The following is a 15,401-nucleotide window of genomic DNA, read 5'->3' as shown; positions in this document are numbered from 1 at the left end:
CCCGCATGATGCCCGACCAGCAAGGAGCTTGCATGTCCTCATATCGGATTAACGCCCTCACCATGTGGGCTGCCCAACAAAATGGCCTTTCCCAGGCCGATATTTCACTTTCATCCGCCGTGGGCGATGCGAGTTTTCGGCGCTATTTTCGCCTCACGCTGCCCGACGGCACCACCCAAGTGGTCATGGATGCCCCGCCTGAGCAAGAGGACTCCCAGCCGTTTGTGGCGATCGCCCAGCGCTGGCGCAGCGCCGGGCTGCCGGTTCCCAAGGTGCACGCGACCAACCTGGCGGATGGTTTTCTGCTGCTTGAAGACTTGGGCAATACGCCGCTGCAGCGTTTATTTAGCGACGACGCTACCACACAGGCTTATCACGCCCAGGCTCTCACGCTGATTGCCGAGCTGCAAAACCGTGCAGGCCCTGAGTCACTGCCTGTTTATGATACGGCACTGCTGGGCCGCGAGCTCGATCTGTTTCCCGAGTGGTGTCTCAGCGCTTGGTTAACGCTGCCACCGCCAGCTAGCTGGCACGCCGTTCGCGAGCAACTCATCCGGCACGCTTTAGCGCAGCCGGTGGTCACTGTGCACCGTGATTTTGATGCCATGAACCTGATGGTGCATGACCAGCGGCTGTTTATGATCGACTTTCAGGACGCGGTGGCGGGCCCAATCAGCTACGATGTTATCTCGCTGCTGCGGGGGCGCTACTGCCGCTTTAGCAGCGAGCAGTTCGCCGCCTTTGTTGATGCCTTTTATCACCAGGCCCGCAGCGATGGCCGTTTGCCCGGCAGCGTAGATTTTGCCACTTTTCTGAACCAGTGCCACGCCATGGCCGCCCAGCGCTCGCTAAAAGTGCTGGGAATTTTCTGCCGCTTAACCCTGCGCGATCAAAAAAGTGGCTACCTAGAGCGCTTACCGCACTTCCTGGATCATCTGGAAGACAGCCTTGCATTGTTGACCGACCAGGCTGAGTTTGCTGAGTGGGTGAAGCTCACATTACGGCCTGCCATCATGCAACGACTAGCGGAAATGCCGTCATGAAAGCGATGATTTTAGCCGCAGGCCTGGGCAAGCGCATGCGCCCGCTCACCGACCATTGCCCTAAGCCACTACTGCCCGTCGCGGGTAAGCCGCTAATCGTGCACCATCTGGAACGACTTCGCGAGGCGGGTATTCATGAGGTAGTCATCAACGTTAGCTACCGTGCTGAGCAGATTATCGAAGCACTCGGCGATGGTGACGCCTACAGGCTGCGCATTCACTGGAGCCGGGAAACAACGCCACTGGAAACCGGCGGCGGTATTCAGCAAGCGCTGCCGCTGCTGGGCGAGGCGCCGTTTCTGCTCGTCAACGGTGACGTTTGGTGCGCAGCAATTCCTGGCCCACAGGCGTTGCAAGGCGACGACCTGGCGCACCTGGTGCTGGTGGAAAATCCGCCACACCACACGAATGGGGATTTTGGCCTAGTGGAAGGGCGCGTTAATCAAACCAGCACTGAGCGTTTGACCTATTCAGGCATCAGTGTGATTCACCCTGCCCTGTTAGCCGGTCAGCCACAGGGTGCCTTTGCCTTGGCGCCACTGCTCAGAGCCGCTATTGATAACCAACGGGTAAGCGGTGAACGTTACACAGGGCCCTGGGTCGACGTGGGTACCCCTGAACGCCTAGCCGCGCTGGAAAGCCAGCTACAGGGCTGAGCAATTGGTGGGGCGCATAGGCCAAGAAATGTTATGCTGCGCGACTTACCTTTCGTCGCCTAGATGAGGAGAGCAACGTGAAAGCACGGGTAAAATGGACAGAAGGCCGCCAATTCGTGGCGGAATCCGGCAGCGGGCACAGCGTTGTGATCGACGGCCCGCCCGACCACGGTGGCCGCAACACAGGGCCTCGCCCAATGGAAATGCTGCTGATGGGCATGGGCAGTTGCACCGCGTTTGATATCTTGAATATTCTGGATAAAGCACGTGCCGATGTGACCGACTGCGTCGCTGAGCTAGACGCCGAACGCGCCGATGAGGTGCCCGCCGTATTTACCAAGATCCACGTCCATTTCGTGGTCACTGGACGCGCGCTGAAAGAGAAACAGGTGGCCCGCGCAGTTGAACTCTCCGCTGAAAAGTACTGCAGTGCATCAATCATGCTTGTTAACGGCGGCGTTAAGATCACCCACTCCTTTGAGATTATTGACGAGGTTCGGACGTGACCGACAATCTCCGACTCCACGGGTTTAACAACCTAACCAGCTCATTAAGCTTCAATATTTACGATATCTGTTATGCCAAAACTGAAGAGCAAACGGCAGCTTACATCGACTATATCGATGAACTCTACAATGCCGAACGCTTAACGCAGATACTGAAAGACGTCACCAATATTATTGGCGCCCATGTGCTTAATATCGCCCGTCAGGACTACGAGCCCCATGGCGCGAGCGTGACGATATTGATTGCCGAGCATGAGCTTGACGAGGCGGCTCCTGAGCAAGTTAAGCCGGGCCCTGGCCCGCTGCCGGAGACGGTGGTTGGGCATTTGGATAAAAGCCACGTCACCGTGCATAGCTACCCTGAGTCACACCCTGACAACGGCATCAGCACCTTCCGTCTGGATATCGATGTCTCCACCTGTGGTCATATCAGCCCCTTAAAGGCACTGAACTACCTGATTCACAGTTTCGACTCCGATATTGTCACCATGGACTACCGGGTGCGCGGCTTTACCCGCGATGTGGATGGCAAAAAACTGTTTATCGATCACGGTATTACTTCCATCCAAGACTACCTTGCTGAAGACACCAAGCATGCGTATCAGATGATGGACGTCAACGTGTATCAGGAAAACATGTTCCACACCAAAATGCTGCTCAAAGACTTTGCGCTGGATAACTACCTGTTCGGCACGTCGCGTCGCGACATAACCTTTGAAGAAGCCCGCGACATTGAAGGCCGTCTGCGTAAAGAGATGCTGGAAATTTTCTACTCCCGTAATCTGGACTAAGCCCAAATCTAAACCAAACGCAGTACCAGAACGCCAAAAGCCAGCTAATGCTGGCTTTTTTTATGGCGGCTATTACTTAATAAACGCTGGGCTCACCTTCAGGACGGGTTTTAAAACGCCGATGCAGCCACAGGTACTGCTCGGGGTGCTTGCGAATGGCCAGTTCAATAAACTGGTTGATCCGCTTGGCATCGGCTACTTCATCGCCGCTGGGAAAGCCTTCCAATGCGGGCAGGCTTTCAATCGTATAAGTGGTGTTATCCGGGTTGCGGTGAAACATCATCGGCACCACCTGCGCGCCGGTCATGCGCGCCAGCTTGGCCGTTAAACGAATGGTAGCAGCCTGCTGGCCGAATAGTGGCGCGAATACGCTCACATCGCGGCCAAAATCCTGATCCGGTGAGTACCACACCATGCGACCTTTTTTGAGCTGACGCACCGCGCCACGCAGGTCGTAACGGTCAATGGCGACGCCAAAGTTGCGCCCCCGGGCGCGGGTCATAAAGCGCTCAAATAGCGGGTTATTATGCGGGCGATAGACTGCATCAGCAGAGAAAAACAGCGCGTGAAGAGCACCACCTAAGTCTAGTGTCGAAAAGTGAACGCCGACGACAATTACCCCTTTGCCTTGGGCCTCGGCGCGGGCCATATGCTCCTCGCCGATGTAAGCAACCCGGTGACGCAGGCTTTCGCCATCGCGACACCAGCCAGTGGCGGTTTCAATCAGGCCGATGCCATTGGCAATAAAGGTATCTCTGACCAACTGATGGTGTTGTTCTGGGCTCTTTTCGGGAAAGCACAGCGCGATATTGGTTTCAGTAATACGCCGACGCCGTTTGGCAAACCGCCAGGCAAGTAAACCAAGGCCTTTACCGATGGCCATTTTCAATCGCCAAGGCAGCCAGGCAGCAACATGCATCGCACCAATAGCCAGCCAGGTGGGCCAATATCGCGGATGGGCGAAAGAGCGCGGATAACGTGATTTCGACATGCAAACAACCGTTTAAACAGAGCGCCCATGATAACGCCGAGGCACCCGAGGCAGTACCCCTGTGAGCAGCGTATAGCTGATGGTATCGCAGTAGCGGGCCACTTCATCCACCGGCAGCACTTCGCCGTTGCTGGCCCGGCCCCACAGCACAACGTCGCTGCCAATCACTGCGTCGGGGACGTCCGTGACATCAACGGTGAGCATATCCATGGAGACTTTACCGGCAATGGCACAACGTTGGCCGTTGACCAGTACCGGCGTACCATCGCGGGCATGACGGTCATAGCCATCGCCATAACCACAGGCGACCACGGCAATACGTGAACGCCGCTGCGCTCGCCAGCGGCCGCTATAGCCCACGGGTTCACCCGCTTCCAGCTCGCGCAGGGCAATAATTTGCGAGCGCAGGGTCATTACCGGCTGCAGCTGCCGGGTGATGTCATTGGCCACTTCCAAAGGGTCACTGCCGTAGAGCATCACGCCCGGTCGGTTCCAGTCGCCGTGGGACACCGGCCACGCCAGGGTAGCCGGTGAGTTAGCCAGACACAGCGGCGCGTCTAGCTCACTGGCCAGCCCCTTGAGCCGGGTCATTTGCTGGTTGAAGTAGCGATTGTCTTGGGCGTCGGCGCTGGCAAAATGGCTCATCAGATGGAGCGAGGCCACACTCGGCGAATCACTGAGCTGGCGCCAGATGGCGGCGGCTTCGTCGATGGCAAACCCCAGACGGTGCATCCCTGAATCGACTTTTAACCAGACCGGAATAGGCGCCTGAAGTGTGGCGGCTAGCAGCGCATCAACCTGCCACTGGCTGTGTACCGCGATCCAAAAGCCATGGGCATCGACTAGCGCCAGTTCGTCAGCGCTGAAGATGCCTTCCAGCAGGATAATGGGGCGGTTAATGCCGCCCTGGCGCAACGTAAGGGCCTCTTCTATACAGGCGACAGCAAACGCCGGTGCTTGGCTTTCCAGCGCTTGGGCGCAGGCCAAGGCTCCATGCCCGTAGCCGTCGGCTTTAATCACCGCCACTGAGCGGCTGTGTGGCGCGCAGCGGCACGCCAATTGATAGTTATGACGCAGCGCGTCCAGGTCAATATCAGCCACAAGGGGGCGCATGCGTGGTCTCGCTTATGTGTCTTTAGGTCTCGAACAGAGCTTCCAGAGAAAGACCCTGCTTTTCCAGTGAACGGCGCAGTTTCTTAAGTGCTTCGACTTGGATCTGGCGCACCCGCTCACGGGTTAAACCGATTTCGGCGCCCACTTCTTCCAGGGTAGCCGACTCGTGGCCGCGTAAGCCAAAGCGGCGCACCACCACTTCGCGCTGCTTTTCGCTCAGCTCATCAAGCCACAGATCCACATGCTCTTTGACATCACCATCCACCAGGCGCGCTTCTGGGCCCTGCACTTCATCGTCAGCCAGCGTATCAATCAGCGGCTTATCGCTCTCGCCTCCCATGGGGTAGTCGACCGACGACACTCGCTCATTAAGGCCCAGCATCTTTTTGACCACATCGACCGGTTTATCGAGATGATCAGCGATCTCTTCGGCGGTGGCTTCGTGGTCAAACTTCTGGGTTAATTCCCGCGCTGCACGTAGGTAAATATTGAGTTCTTTGACCACATGAATAGGCAGTCGGATCGTGCGTGTTTGGTTCATCAGCGCCCGTTCGATGGTCTGACGAATCCACCACGTTGCATAGGTTGAAAAACGGAAGCCCCGCTCGGGGTCGAATTTCTCCACCGCGCGGATCAAGCCCAAATTGCCCTCTTCGATCAAGTCCAACAGCGTTAAGCCGCGGTTGAGGTAGCGGCGGGCAATCTTCACTACCAGCCGCAGGTTGGACTCAATCATCCGCGAGCGACCCAGTGGGTCACCCTTGCGGGCCAGGCGGCCGTAGTAGACTTCCTCTTCTGGCGTTAACAGTGGCGAAAAGCCGATTTCGTTGAGGTAGATTTGCGTCGCATCCAAGCTTTGAGTCGATTGACGATCCTCACGCCCTAGTGCTTTCTCGAAAGCGTCTTCTTCTACCGTGATGTCGTCATCGGTTTCATCAAGCGCCTCCTCAACAGCATCCAGGTCAACCTCCTGTAGATCCTTCTCCAACATACTCATGGCCTTACCCCTCGTTTGTCGCCTACCCGCCATTTAAAAATCAAAGGGGTGCGTTCTAGGACACACACCCTATTGTTATGTGACGATTGTTATATGACGCTCGAATACAGCCATTCGGGCAACGTCCAAGTTAAACGCTGTTTGCTCACTCTTTTGGTGAGTGCACTAGCGGGAAGGCAGAAAGTCCATGGGATCTTGAGGCTGCCCATCACGGCGAACCTCAAAATGTAACCTGACGTTTTCTGCGTCGCTATCCCCCATTGTGGCAATCACCTCACCAGCCTCGACCACGTCATTTTCACTGACTCGTAAGCTGTCGTTATGGGCATACGCACTCAGGAATTGATCGTTGTGCTTGAGCAGGATGAGGTTGCCATAGCCCCTGACGCCACTGCCCGCATAGACCACGATTCCAGGGCCTGCTGCTTTAACAGGTTGCCCCTTTTCACCGGCGATATCAATCCCGGCGGTGATGCTATTACCTTGCCCAAATGCCCCGACCACATTGCCGTTCGCAGGCCACTGCCAGGCGATGGTTTCAGCGGGCGTATAGGTTCGCGAAGAGCGGTCTACGCTGGCGCTTTGTTGAGCCGGAGCAGCTTCGGGCTGCGGTTCAGGTTTCGGCTCGGGTTTTGGTTCAGGTTCCGATACTGGCTGCGGCTCTGGCGCTTGTTCGGGTTCTGGTGATCGTTGAGGTGTGGGCTGTTGGGCGGGCTCAGGATCAGCCGCCGCGACCACTTCAGGCTGAGGCGTTGAGGACGACGCATCCTGATCTGCAGCATTGCGTTCAGCCGTTAGGCGCTGGTTGCGCTGAATTGCCGATTCATCGGGCAGCAGCCAATCCAGCTCCTGGTCATCACTCGCCACCGAAGCGGTCTGTGGGCTCAGCCCCCTCGCCACAGCGCTACTGCCACCGGAGGCACTCGTAGCGGGCTGGTTACTGCTGGCCACTGACGCGGCGCCTTCGCGCAGGGCAATGGTTTGCCCTGGCCGAATTTGGTAAGGCGGATTAATGTTATTCATCGCCGCGAGCTGGCGATAATCCAAATTGTGCTGCCACGCGATGCCATACAGGGTATCGCCTGCTTTGACCGTATATTGGGGCGAGTTTTCCACTGCCTGGCGTGCTTGACTTAAATCCCGCACTTGGGGACTTCCGCCTTGCTGGCTGGCACAGCCAGCAATTGCGAGTGCCAGCGCCGACATCATCAGTACTTTAGGTAGATAACCTTTACACATAAAAACCTTACTCCTTTTCAGCGCCAAGCTGGGTATCGATTGGCCGACGATCCGCATGTCGGTTAAGTAACACGACAATCAGTGCGCCCACGGCCATTAGCGCGACAACACCGACCACTTGAGCCGAAGCATCGGTCAATACGGCATAGTCAGCGGGCAATAAATAGCGGTACTCCAGAGGAATCATTTGCCCTTCTGGCCCTATTTGGTAGCGTAACAGCTCCCGCCATGGCCAGAGAACCGGTAGCGAACCGACAATAAACCCCAATAGCAGTTGCATCGTTGGGGTGTGGTGGCGCCGTAACAGCCAGGACAGCAGCCGTGAAAACAGCGCCAAGCCCACTACACAGCCCATGCCAAACAGCACGATAATGCCCAAATCGAAACTGCGAATTGCGCCCATGATGGTGCCGTAGAGACCCATGGTCAGCAATAGAAAGCTGCCTGACACGCCCGGCAGTAGCATGGCGCTAATGGCGATACAGCCTGCCACCATTACTACCAATGCTTCATTACCCATTAATAACACCAACGGCATCATGCCTGGCAACGCTCGAGCTAGTACCAGCCCGACCAATAGCGGCACTAAATACCACAGTTTCCAGCCATTACTCGCCTGCCCTACCACCAGTGCAGAGGCGGCCACCAGGCCAAAAAAGAATCCATCCAGCATCAGCGGGTGCGCTTCCATCAACCAGAGCGCTAAATGCGCCACGCTAAACAGGCTAACAGCAACCCCCGCTAGCAGCGGCACCAGAAAGGCGAGGTTTAAATGTTGGCTCAAGGCCCGCCAGCCACCCCGACGCCATACGCCAATAGCACTGGGCCCAAACTGTTTGATGGTGTTAATCAGCTCTTCATAAATACCGCTAATAAACGCAATTGTTCCTCCCGACACGCCAGGCACCGCGTCGGCGGCGCCCATCCCTGCGCCGCGTAAAAATATTCCTAAGGGTTGCCGCTTCAATCCACTACTCCTTGCAGTAAGGGTACAAAACGCACGGGCTCAAGCCGACGCTTTTCAAAGGCACTGCCGATGCGCTTTACCTGAGTAAGCCACTGGCTACCGTCAGGCTCCTCTAACGGGGCGATCAGCACCCCGTCGTGGCTCAATTGCTCTAGCAGCGCTGTCGGCAGTGTCTGAGCACAAGCGGTTAGCAAAATAACGTCAAACGGTGCGGCGTCAGGCCAACCATAGCCGCCATCAGCCACCGCCAGCGTGGCAGGTGCTGCTAGCCGTCTTAACCGCTCTGCCGCACGCTCGTGTAGCGCGCTGATGCGCTCGATGGAGTAGAGCTCTTCTACCAATCGCGACAGTATTAACGTCTGATAGCCAGACCCCGTACCCAGCTCCAAGACGCGGCGCGGCGAGGCCCGCAACACAAGCTCGGTCATCCGCGCCACAATAAACGGCTGCGACAGCGTTTGGCTAAAGCCAATCGGTAGCGCGGTATCTTCGTAAGCGCGATGGGCCAGCGCTTCATCAACAAACAGGTGACGCGGCTCACCCGCCATTACCTCCAGTACCCGGGCATCGCTGATGCCTTGTTGCATGAGGCGTTCGACCATACGGTCACGAGTGCGCTGGGAGGTCATGCCGCGACCGCGCAGCTCTCCTGGAGAGATATCAGGCAAAAACATCCAACCAATCCTGCACATCGTTAAGCGCGGGGTGCCGCGTTAGGTCTGTTTGAAGGGGGGTAATTGACACATAGCCCGCCTCGACAGCAGCAAAATCAGTATCATCACCGTCATCAGCATTGGCCGCTACCGGCGCAATCCAGTAGCGCGTGCGCCCGCGCGGGTCTTGCACTGCTAACGGTTTTTCTGCCGGCCCACGATAGCCTAAGCGAGTCACTTTAACGCCTTTAATCTCCTCCCAGGGTACATCGGGCACATTGACGTTCAGCAGCGTCCGCGGCGGTAGCGAGAGCTGATCCGCAGCACCGATTAAGGTAGCGGCCACTCTAGCGGCAGTGGCAAAATGGCGCTCGCCACATAGCGACATGGCAATCGCCGTCATTCCCAAGTTGCGCCCCTCCATCGCCGCCGCGACGGTGCCTGAATAAAGCACATCGTCCCCCAGGTTACTGCCGTGATTAATACCTGAGATGACTAAATCGGGCTTTTCGTCCCATACCCCATGCACGCCCAAATAGACGCAATCCGCGGGCGTGCCATCGACGCTATAAAAGCCGGTATCCAATGCTGTCAGCGAGAGTGGCCGTGACAGAGTTAGCGAGTTGCTGGCACCGCTACGGTCTCGATCAGGCGCCACTACGCGAATATTGGCATGGGCCAACAGCGCATCGTGCAGCGCACGCAGTCCAGGTGCGTGCACACCATCATCATTTGAAAGCAGTAGTCGCCGCATGGCGGGTCTCCTTGATCATAAGCTCGTAACGAGGCGGCTTATATCCATCACTTTTACTAACCTCTAGGCCTTATTATTTAAACAGGCACTAACGACTGGATCAGCCCACCGCTATCAATTCTCAAAATTCAGCTCATAGCATCAGTTCGCTAACATCAGCTCACCCAGCACGGCGGTGGCAAAACTGCCCCGCGGCAGTGAAAACGAAAGCCGGACAGCCCCAGGTTCCCAGCTAATCTGGGAATCCAGCAACCGCATGCGCAGCGCCCTGCGCGCCTGTTTGACCCCGCTACGTTCTAAGCCATTACATAGCCCAGGGTAGTGCTGCAACAAACGCGCCTCATAACCAGCAGCGTCGCCTTCGCCAGCGTCGCCAACGCCCCAGAGCACACCGGTGGGATGAACATCTAGCTCAGCGGCGCGGGCCAGTAGCGTCGCATCGCAGGCGTCGATACGAAACACGCTTTGCGTGCCGTCCAGCATTAACGTATCGCCCGCCAGCGGCTGCGCCCAGGTGCCATCCACTATTCGCGCGCTAAGCAGTTCATTAAACAGAAAACTGCGCGCCGTGGAGAGCATCATACCCTGGCGATCGTCGCGTTTGCGCCAACCTCGGTTAAGTAGTGCTTCGGCACGCTGAAGATTACGTCCTTCAAGACCAAAGCGCTGGGGGCCAAAATAGTTAGGCACGCCATGCTGACAAAGGGCTTCCCAGCGGCCGACAAAATCTTCAGCCTCAACGGCCTCACCGCTCAGGCGCAAAACAAACCGATTGGTGCGGTGAACGCCACGTTTCAGCTTACGGGGGTGGCGTGCCTGCTCAACGATAGTGATGCCCAGCGCCGTAAGCGACTGCTCAAGCTCAGGCGGCGCGTCACGGCCGGGCAAATGCACACTCAGCCACTGGCGGGTGACGGCAATACGGTCTTTCATGCCCGAGTAACCAATATCACGGGGCGTCACGCCGCAAAGCCGACTTAAGGTCTTAACCACATCTAACGTGGTTTGATTGCGCTTTTCAACGCGCAACCATAGATGCTCACCGTGTGCCTCCGGAGTAAAATCAAGCTGCTCATCGACCCAGAAGTCCTCCGGCTGGGCACGGTACTGGCCCGGTTTGGGTGGGCCGAAATGAGCATCCAGGCAGCGCTGCCACTCAGGCATATTAATCATTCAGCGCCTCAGCACGGTTAAGCAGTACCACCGCCTCCGCGGCAATGCCTTCACCACGCCCGGTGAAACCTAATCGTTCGGTGGTGGTGGCTTTAACATTGACTTGACCAAGCGTAACGCCTAAATCAGCGGCAATGACTTCCCGCATGGCTTCGATATGCGGCGCCATTTTAGGTGCTTGGGCCATCAGCGTGGTGTCGATATTGACGACTCCATAGCCCTGTTTTTGCACCAGCGTGACCACATGACGCAACAACTCGCGGCTGTCGGCGCCGGCCCACGTCGGGTCGGTATCGGGAAAGTGGCGGCCAATATCGCCCAGCGCGCAGGCTCCCAACAGCGCATCGCTAATCGCGTGGAGCAGTACATCACCGTCGGAGTGGGCGACGAAGCCGTGTTCAAACGGCAGCTTAACGCCACCAATCATTAAATGATCACCGGGGCCGAAGCGGTGTACATCGAATCCGTGGCCGATACGCATTACTAAGCTCCTAGTGATTAAAGCCCGCCGGGAGTGTTAGCGGTTTGGGCCGCCATAATCGCGGCTGCTAGCACCAAGTCGTCCGGGTGGGTAATTTTAAGGTTGTCACGGCGCCCGCTTATTAACTGCGGATGCTCGCCCAAGGCTTCAACCGCCGAGGCTTCATCGGTCACCAGCGTTTGCTTCTGGCGAGCGGTTTCCAGGGCTCGTCGCAGCAGTGCATAGCGAAAGCCTTGGGGCGTTAGCGCGTGCCACAAGCCATCCCGGGGTTCGGTTCGCGCGCTTAGGCACTGGTCATCGGCACGCTTCATGGTATCAGCGACTGGCATCGCCAAGAGCGCACCCGCGGGGTGTGTCGCCACCGCTTGATAAAGCGCCTGAAGGTCGCCCACGGTAATACAGGGGCGGGCCACATCGTGCACCATCACAACGTCATCATCTGCAGCCGCCATGGCATGCAGCGCATTTAATACGCTGTCCATTCGCTCGCTGCCACCCGGCACCCGCTGCCACTTTGCGAAAGGCACCCAGTGTGGCGAAAACCAGCGGTCGCTGGCGTCTAAACAGAGCATCAAACGAGCGGCTGGAAAAGCGCTATGAAGACGCGCCAAGGTATGCGCCAGCACCGGCTGCTCGTCGGCTAAGCTCAGGTACTGTTTGGGCTTATCGGCCCCCATACGGCGACCTTGACCCGCCGCGGGAACAATTAGCCAAGTTTGGCTCATTGACGCGGCCCCTGGGGTGCGACCAACCCGGCATTGATGCCGATCAGCTCATTTTGAATAGCGACTCCCGGCACCCAGAAGAACTGTTCGTCGGTGCGAACCATGCCCATATCGCTTCGCGCCCGCTCCTCAATGGCGTCTAACCCGGTTTTTAAATCCGTTACTTCGGCCGCCAGCCGCGCATTGCGCTCGCGCATAGGCACATTGGCCGCCTCTTGCACTGCCACCCGCTGCTCCACGCGCTGCAAATCGCGCCAGCCGCCATTGCCTAACCATAGCTCGTATTGAAGCAGCGCCAAGACAGCGAGCAATGTCATTACTAACCATTTGCGCATCACTGCTCTCCGATAACCTATCTCTTCCAGCCTATCCCTTAGAACTGATTGAATAGGCTGAATATAAAAAAAGACGTATTAAAACAGCAATTGCTTCCACTAGACGCGCTGATTGGCGCGCATTATGCCATCAAGGCGCAACACCAGCGAGCCGCGCGTCATTTAAATGGCAGCTCAAATAACAGCTTAAATGGCAATGCTTGATGGGCCGCTTCGCGGTAGGCGCTGACATGTTCGCCTTCTTGATGACAAAACTGGGCGACACCGGCAGCCAGCCCAGGGTGGCTAATGTAGTGCAGCGAACGCACCCGCTGGGGAGCGAAGCCGCGCACCAGTTTGTGCTCACCCTGGGTACCCGGATCAAATAGCGCTAAACCATGCTGCAAACAGTACTCAATGCCCTGGTAGTAACACGCCTCAAAGTGTAGGCAGTCAGCCACCACTTCACTTCCCCAGTAACGTCCGTAAAGCGACTCAGTGCCACGGAAATAGAGCGCTGCCGCCACCGGGCGATCTTCAATATAGGCCTGCACCAGCACCATTGCCTCGGGCATGGTTTGGCGCAGGCGTTCAAAAAAGTCATGGTTTAAATAAGGTGGGCGACCACGCTCATGGTAGGTAATCGCATAGCAGCGATAGAAATGCGCCATATCCGCTGGGGTAATCGCATCGCCCTCTACATAGGCAACCTTCAAGCCTTGCTCGGCGACCAAGCGCCGCTCGCGCTTGATCATCTTACGCCGTTTCGAGGTAAGGCTGGCCAGAAAGCCCTCAAAGTCACCAAAGCCGCGATCACGCCATTGAAATTGCACACCTTCGCGACTGATCAGCTCGGGGCACTGGGCCTGCCAGGCGGCGACGTCCGCTTCATCGGCAAACAGCAAGTGCCAGCTAGACAGATCAAGGCTTTCACACTGTTCACGCCAAGCGTCGGCCAGCAGAGCGCGAACGGCTCGGGCATCGGCGTGCTTGGCGATGAGCGTACGAACGCCGGGCACCGGCGTGAACGGCACTGCGCTGAGAGCTTTGGGGTAATAGCGGCCGCCAGCACGCTCTAAGGCTTCCGCCCAACCCCAATCAAACACATACTCACCATAGGAGTGATGCTTGCGATACATCGGCATCGCCGCGACCAGCTGTGCGTCTTGCCATACACTCAGGTGACAAGGCTCCCAACCCGTGGTCTCGCTAACAGATCCACTGGCCTCCAGGGCGTGTAAAAACGCGTGACGCAAAAAAGGTTGATCGTCATCTACCAGTGCATCCCACTGGCTTGCTGTAACGGCCTCAATGGTGGGTAGAATAGTGATCGACAGTGGGGGTAACGGCATAGCACCTTCCCGAGCGTGTAGAAGCGAAAAGACCACTTTACACTAACTGTTTATATAAACCGTTTACACTCATCATCTATACCCACTGGCTAGATCAACGGGATAAATCAACGGGCTAGATTAACGGGCTAGATTAACGGGCTATGCCAACGAAAGCAGATGCGGCGATTGAACTGCCGTACTAAACGTTAACGCCATGCCGGTAACGGCATATAAGGAAAGGCCATGACGCGTGATCTGACCGGTGATTTTCAAACGCAGCGCCAAGCTGCCGATCAAATGCCCTACCCGACGCTAACGCTGCGGCGTGAACGGTTAGCCCGCCTAGCGCGCATGACCAAGCATCATCAGCTTGAGATTATCCGCGCGATTCAAACGGACTTTGGTCAGCGCAGCGACGTGGAAATACGCATGGCTGAAATTAGCGCGGTGCTCCACGCTATTCGCCACGCCAGACTGCATCTATGGCGCTGGATGCGCCCTGGTTCGGCCAGTATGCCATGGCGTTTAATGCCTGCCCGGGCCCGCATCGCACCTCAACCGCTGGGCGTGGTCGGCGTGATGTCGCCCTGGAACTATCCCTGGAGCCTGGCACTCATGCCGGTCGTGGATGCCTTTGCAGCGGGCAATGTGGTAATGCTAAAGCCCAGCGAGCACAGCCCCGCCACCAGCGCTCTGCTAAAGCGCCTAGTGCCGCAATACTTCACCCATGAAGAGTTCAAAGTAATCGAAGGCGATATAGAAGTAGCACGTCGCTTTAGCGAGCTACCATTCGACCACTTGGTATTCACTGGCTCTACGGCGGTGGGCCGCCAAGTCGCCCAGGCGGCCGCCACGAATTTAACCCCGGTGACACTAGAGCTGGGCGGAAAGTCACCTGCTATTGTGGCAGGCGATGCAGATTTCGCTAAAGCGGCAGCGGATATTATTTTCGGGAAAGGCATGAACGGCGGACAAACCTGTATCGCCCCCGACTACGTGCTGGTTGAGAGCCGCCATATTAGTGCCTTGGTTAAAGCGTTAAGCGAGGCTATTCAACAGCAGCGCCCCTCTGCCAACGCGGCCACCCATGCGATTAATGCGGCCCATCAGCAACGGCTGGATGCCATGCTACAAGAAGCCCATGACCACGGCTGCAGAATTATTGATCACGGCTCTTATGCCCCGGCGCTGATTATCGACCCCCACCAGGGGCTTCAGGTGATGCGCGAGGAGATTTTTGGCCGCTGCCTACCGGTGATTGGCGTTAGTGACATGGCCGCGGCAATACGCTATGTGAATGCCCGCCCTCACCCCCTTGCGCTGTATGCCTTCACACATGAAAAGGGTTTACAGCAGCAGTTGCTGCAAGCAACTCGCTCTGGTGCGCTGGTGTTTAATGCTACGCTGCTCCATCACGCAGTGCCTTCGTTGCCCTTTGGCGGCGTCGGTGAGAGCGGCATGGGGGCTTACCATGGGCGCCACGGCTTTGAGCGTTTTAGCCACTTGCGCGGCGTTTTTTATCAGGCTAAACGAGCCACGAGCCGACTACTTTACCCACCTTACCGACGCTGGCTAATAAAACTTATAGGTCTTGGCTAAAGCTGATAGATTAATAACCGATAGGTAATTACCTATTGGTCTAACGACCTTTTAGAATGTTTTAA

17 protein-coding genes are annotated in these 15,401 nt (G+C 56.9%); 5 read left to right on the top strand and 12 right to left on the bottom strand.

What is annotated here, in order from left to right; genetic code table 11:
* The first annotated feature begins 32 nt into the window (after positions 1 to 32).
* The 4 genes from A6R74_RS09870 (at position 33) to speD (ending at position 2,996) form a co-directional block, all read left to right on the top strand.
* A complete protein-coding gene (locus A6R74_RS09870; RefSeq protein ID WP_064234338.1) occupies positions 33 to 1,043 on the top strand; it encodes an aminoglycoside phosphotransferase family protein in 1,011 nt (336 codons plus the stop codon).
* Positions 1,040 to 1,699 (top strand): N-acetylmuramate alpha-1-phosphate uridylyltransferase MurU, encoded by a 660-nt coding sequence (murU, locus tag A6R74_RS09865; protein ID WP_064234337.1) that lies wholly within the window; start codon positions 1,040 to 1,042, stop codon positions 1,697 to 1,699. The genes A6R74_RS09870 and murU overlap by 4 nt, the downstream gene beginning before the upstream one ends.
* A 77-nt stretch (positions 1,700 to 1,776) precedes the next feature.
* On the top strand, positions 1,777 to 2,205 hold the full coding sequence (locus tag A6R74_RS09860; RefSeq protein ID WP_064234336.1) for an OsmC family protein: 429 nt from the start codon (positions 1,777 to 1,779) through the stop codon (positions 2,203 to 2,205).
* Positions 2,202 to 2,996, top strand: coding sequence for an adenosylmethionine decarboxylase (gene speD / locus A6R74_RS09855; RefSeq protein ID WP_064234335.1), 795 nt, complete (start codon positions 2,202 to 2,204; stop codon positions 2,994 to 2,996). Before A6R74_RS09860 ends, speD begins: the two co-directional genes overlap by 4 nt.
* 76 nt (positions 2,997 to 3,072) lie before the next feature.
* Here the strand turns inward: speD and lpxL are convergent, their stop codons facing one another.
* From lpxL to A6R74_RS09795, 12 genes are all read right to left on the bottom strand, one after another.
* Positions 3,073 to 3,987, bottom strand: a complete 915-nt coding sequence (lpxL, locus tag A6R74_RS09850; RefSeq protein WP_064234334.1) for an LpxL/LpxP family Kdo(2)-lipid IV(A) lauroyl/palmitoleoyl acyltransferase — start codon at positions 3,985 to 3,987, stop codon at positions 3,073 to 3,075.
* A 12-nt stretch (positions 3,988 to 3,999) separates the two neighbouring features.
* Positions 4,000 to 5,100 carry an alanine racemase gene (gene alr, locus A6R74_RS09845; protein ID WP_064234333.1) on the bottom strand — a complete coding sequence of 367 codons (1,101 nt, stop codon included), beginning with the start codon at positions 5,098 to 5,100 and terminating at the stop codon, positions 4,000 to 4,002.
* Between the two features lie 22 nt (positions 5,101 to 5,122).
* On the bottom strand, positions 5,123 to 6,097 hold the full coding sequence (rpoS, locus tag A6R74_RS09840) for an RNA polymerase sigma factor RpoS (protein ID WP_064234332.1): 975 nt from the start codon (positions 6,095 to 6,097) through the stop codon (positions 5,123 to 5,125).
* A 165-nt stretch (positions 6,098 to 6,262) separates the two neighbouring features.
* Positions 6,263 to 7,336: a peptidoglycan DD-metalloendopeptidase family protein gene (locus tag A6R74_RS09835; protein WP_064234331.1), complete on the bottom strand. Its 1,074-nt coding sequence runs from the start codon at positions 7,334 to 7,336 to the stop codon at positions 6,263 to 6,265.
* Positions 7,337 to 7,343: 7 nt separating this feature from the next.
* On the bottom strand, positions 7,344 to 8,303 hold the full coding sequence (locus A6R74_RS09830; RefSeq protein WP_064234330.1) for a DUF368 domain-containing protein: 960 nt from the start codon (positions 8,301 to 8,303) through the stop codon (positions 7,344 to 7,346).
* Positions 8,300 to 8,977, bottom strand: a complete 678-nt coding sequence (locus A6R74_RS09825) for a protein-L-isoaspartate(D-aspartate) O-methyltransferase (RefSeq protein WP_064234329.1) — start codon at positions 8,975 to 8,977, stop codon at positions 8,300 to 8,302. The genes A6R74_RS09830 and A6R74_RS09825 overlap by 4 nt, the downstream gene beginning before the upstream one ends.
* Entirely contained in the window at positions 8,964 to 9,710 is a 747-nt protein-coding gene (gene surE / locus A6R74_RS09820; RefSeq protein WP_064234328.1) for a 5'/3'-nucleotidase SurE, read from the bottom strand. Before surE ends, A6R74_RS09825 begins: the two co-directional genes overlap by 14 nt.
* Positions 9,711 to 9,851: 141 nt before the next feature.
* Positions 9,852 to 10,883, bottom strand: coding sequence for a tRNA pseudouridine(13) synthase TruD (truD, locus tag A6R74_RS09815; RefSeq protein WP_064234327.1), 1,032 nt, complete (start codon positions 10,881 to 10,883; stop codon positions 9,852 to 9,854).
* Positions 10,876 to 11,364 (bottom strand): 2-C-methyl-D-erythritol 2,4-cyclodiphosphate synthase, encoded by a 489-nt coding sequence (gene ispF, locus A6R74_RS09810; RefSeq protein WP_064234326.1) that lies wholly within the window; start codon positions 11,362 to 11,364, stop codon positions 10,876 to 10,878. The genes truD and ispF overlap by 8 nt, the downstream gene beginning before the upstream one ends.
* Before the next feature lie 17 nt (positions 11,365 to 11,381).
* Positions 11,382 to 12,089, bottom strand: coding sequence for a 2-C-methyl-D-erythritol 4-phosphate cytidylyltransferase (gene ispD / locus A6R74_RS09805; protein ID WP_064234325.1), 708 nt, complete (start codon positions 12,087 to 12,089; stop codon positions 11,382 to 11,384).
* Entirely contained in the window at positions 12,086 to 12,424 is a 339-nt protein-coding gene (ftsB, locus tag A6R74_RS09800) for a cell division protein FtsB (RefSeq protein ID WP_064234324.1), read from the bottom strand. The genes ispD and ftsB overlap by 4 nt, the downstream gene beginning before the upstream one ends.
* 158 nt (positions 12,425 to 12,582) lie before the next feature.
* The gene (locus tag A6R74_RS09795) at positions 12,583 to 13,755 is read right to left on the bottom strand and encodes a GNAT family N-acetyltransferase (protein WP_064234323.1); all 1,173 of its coding nucleotides are present in this window, start codon (positions 13,753 to 13,755) and stop codon (positions 12,583 to 12,585) included.
* Between the two features lie 225 nt (positions 13,756 to 13,980).
* Between A6R74_RS09795 and A6R74_RS09790 the strand changes: the two genes are divergently transcribed.
* Positions 13,981 to 15,336 carry an aldehyde dehydrogenase family protein gene (locus A6R74_RS09790; protein ID WP_064234322.1) on the top strand — a complete coding sequence of 452 codons (1,356 nt, stop codon included), beginning with the start codon at positions 13,981 to 13,983 and terminating at the stop codon, positions 15,334 to 15,336.
* Positions 15,337 to 15,401 lie beyond the last annotated feature (65 nt).

It is taken from the genome of Halomonas sp. ALS9 (genome assembly GCF_001651035.1).
Lineage (GTDB): Bacteria > Pseudomonadota > Gammaproteobacteria > Pseudomonadales > Halomonadaceae > Vreelandella.
Note: the sequence above shows the minus strand (reverse complement) of the source record. Positions and strands in the feature narration are given on the sequence as shown.

Bases quoted from the DNA above. Each gene is read 5' to 3' on its own strand.
- A6R74_RS09790 (WP_064234322.1), top strand. From the start codon at position 13,981: ATGACGCGTGATCTGACCGGTGATTTTCAAACGCAGCGCCAAGCTGCC.
- lpxL (WP_064234334.1), bottom strand. From the start codon at position 3,987: ATGTCGAAATCACGTTATCCGCGCTCTTTCGCCCATCCGCGATATTGG.
- murU (WP_064234337.1), top strand. From the start codon at position 1,040: ATGAAAGCGATGATTTTAGCCGCAGGCCTGGGCAAGCGCATGCGCCCG.
- alr (WP_064234333.1), bottom strand. From the start codon at position 5,100: ATGCGCCCCCTTGTGGCTGATATTGACCTGGACGCGCTGCGTCATAAC.
- surE (WP_064234328.1), bottom strand. From the start codon at position 9,710: ATGCGGCGACTACTGCTTTCAAATGATGATGGTGTGCACGCACCTGGA.
- ispD (WP_064234325.1), bottom strand. From the start codon at position 12,089: ATGAGCCAAACTTGGCTAATTGTTCCCGCGGCGGGTCAAGGTCGCCGT.
- ftsB (WP_064234324.1), bottom strand. From the start codon at position 12,424: ATGCGCAAATGGTTAGTAATGACATTGCTCGCTGTCTTGGCGCTGCTT.
- truD (WP_064234327.1), bottom strand. From the start codon at position 10,883: ATGATTAATATGCCTGAGTGGCAGCGCTGCCTGGATGCTCATTTCGGC.
- A6R74_RS09870 (WP_064234338.1), top strand. From the start codon at position 33: ATGTCCTCATATCGGATTAACGCCCTCACCATGTGGGCTGCCCAACAA.
- A6R74_RS09825 (WP_064234329.1), bottom strand. From the start codon at position 8,977: ATGTTTTTGCCTGATATCTCTCCAGGAGAGCTGCGCGGTCGCGGCATG.
- ispF (WP_064234326.1), bottom strand. From the start codon at position 11,364: ATGCGTATCGGCCACGGATTCGATGTACACCGCTTCGGCCCCGGTGAT.
- rpoS (WP_064234332.1), bottom strand. From the start codon at position 6,097: ATGAGTATGTTGGAGAAGGATCTACAGGAGGTTGACCTGGATGCTGTT.
- A6R74_RS09795 (WP_064234323.1), bottom strand. From the start codon at position 13,755: ATGCCGTTACCCCCACTGTCGATCACTATTCTACCCACCATTGAGGCC.
- A6R74_RS09835 (WP_064234331.1), bottom strand. From the start codon at position 7,336: ATGTGTAAAGGTTATCTACCTAAAGTACTGATGATGTCGGCGCTGGCA.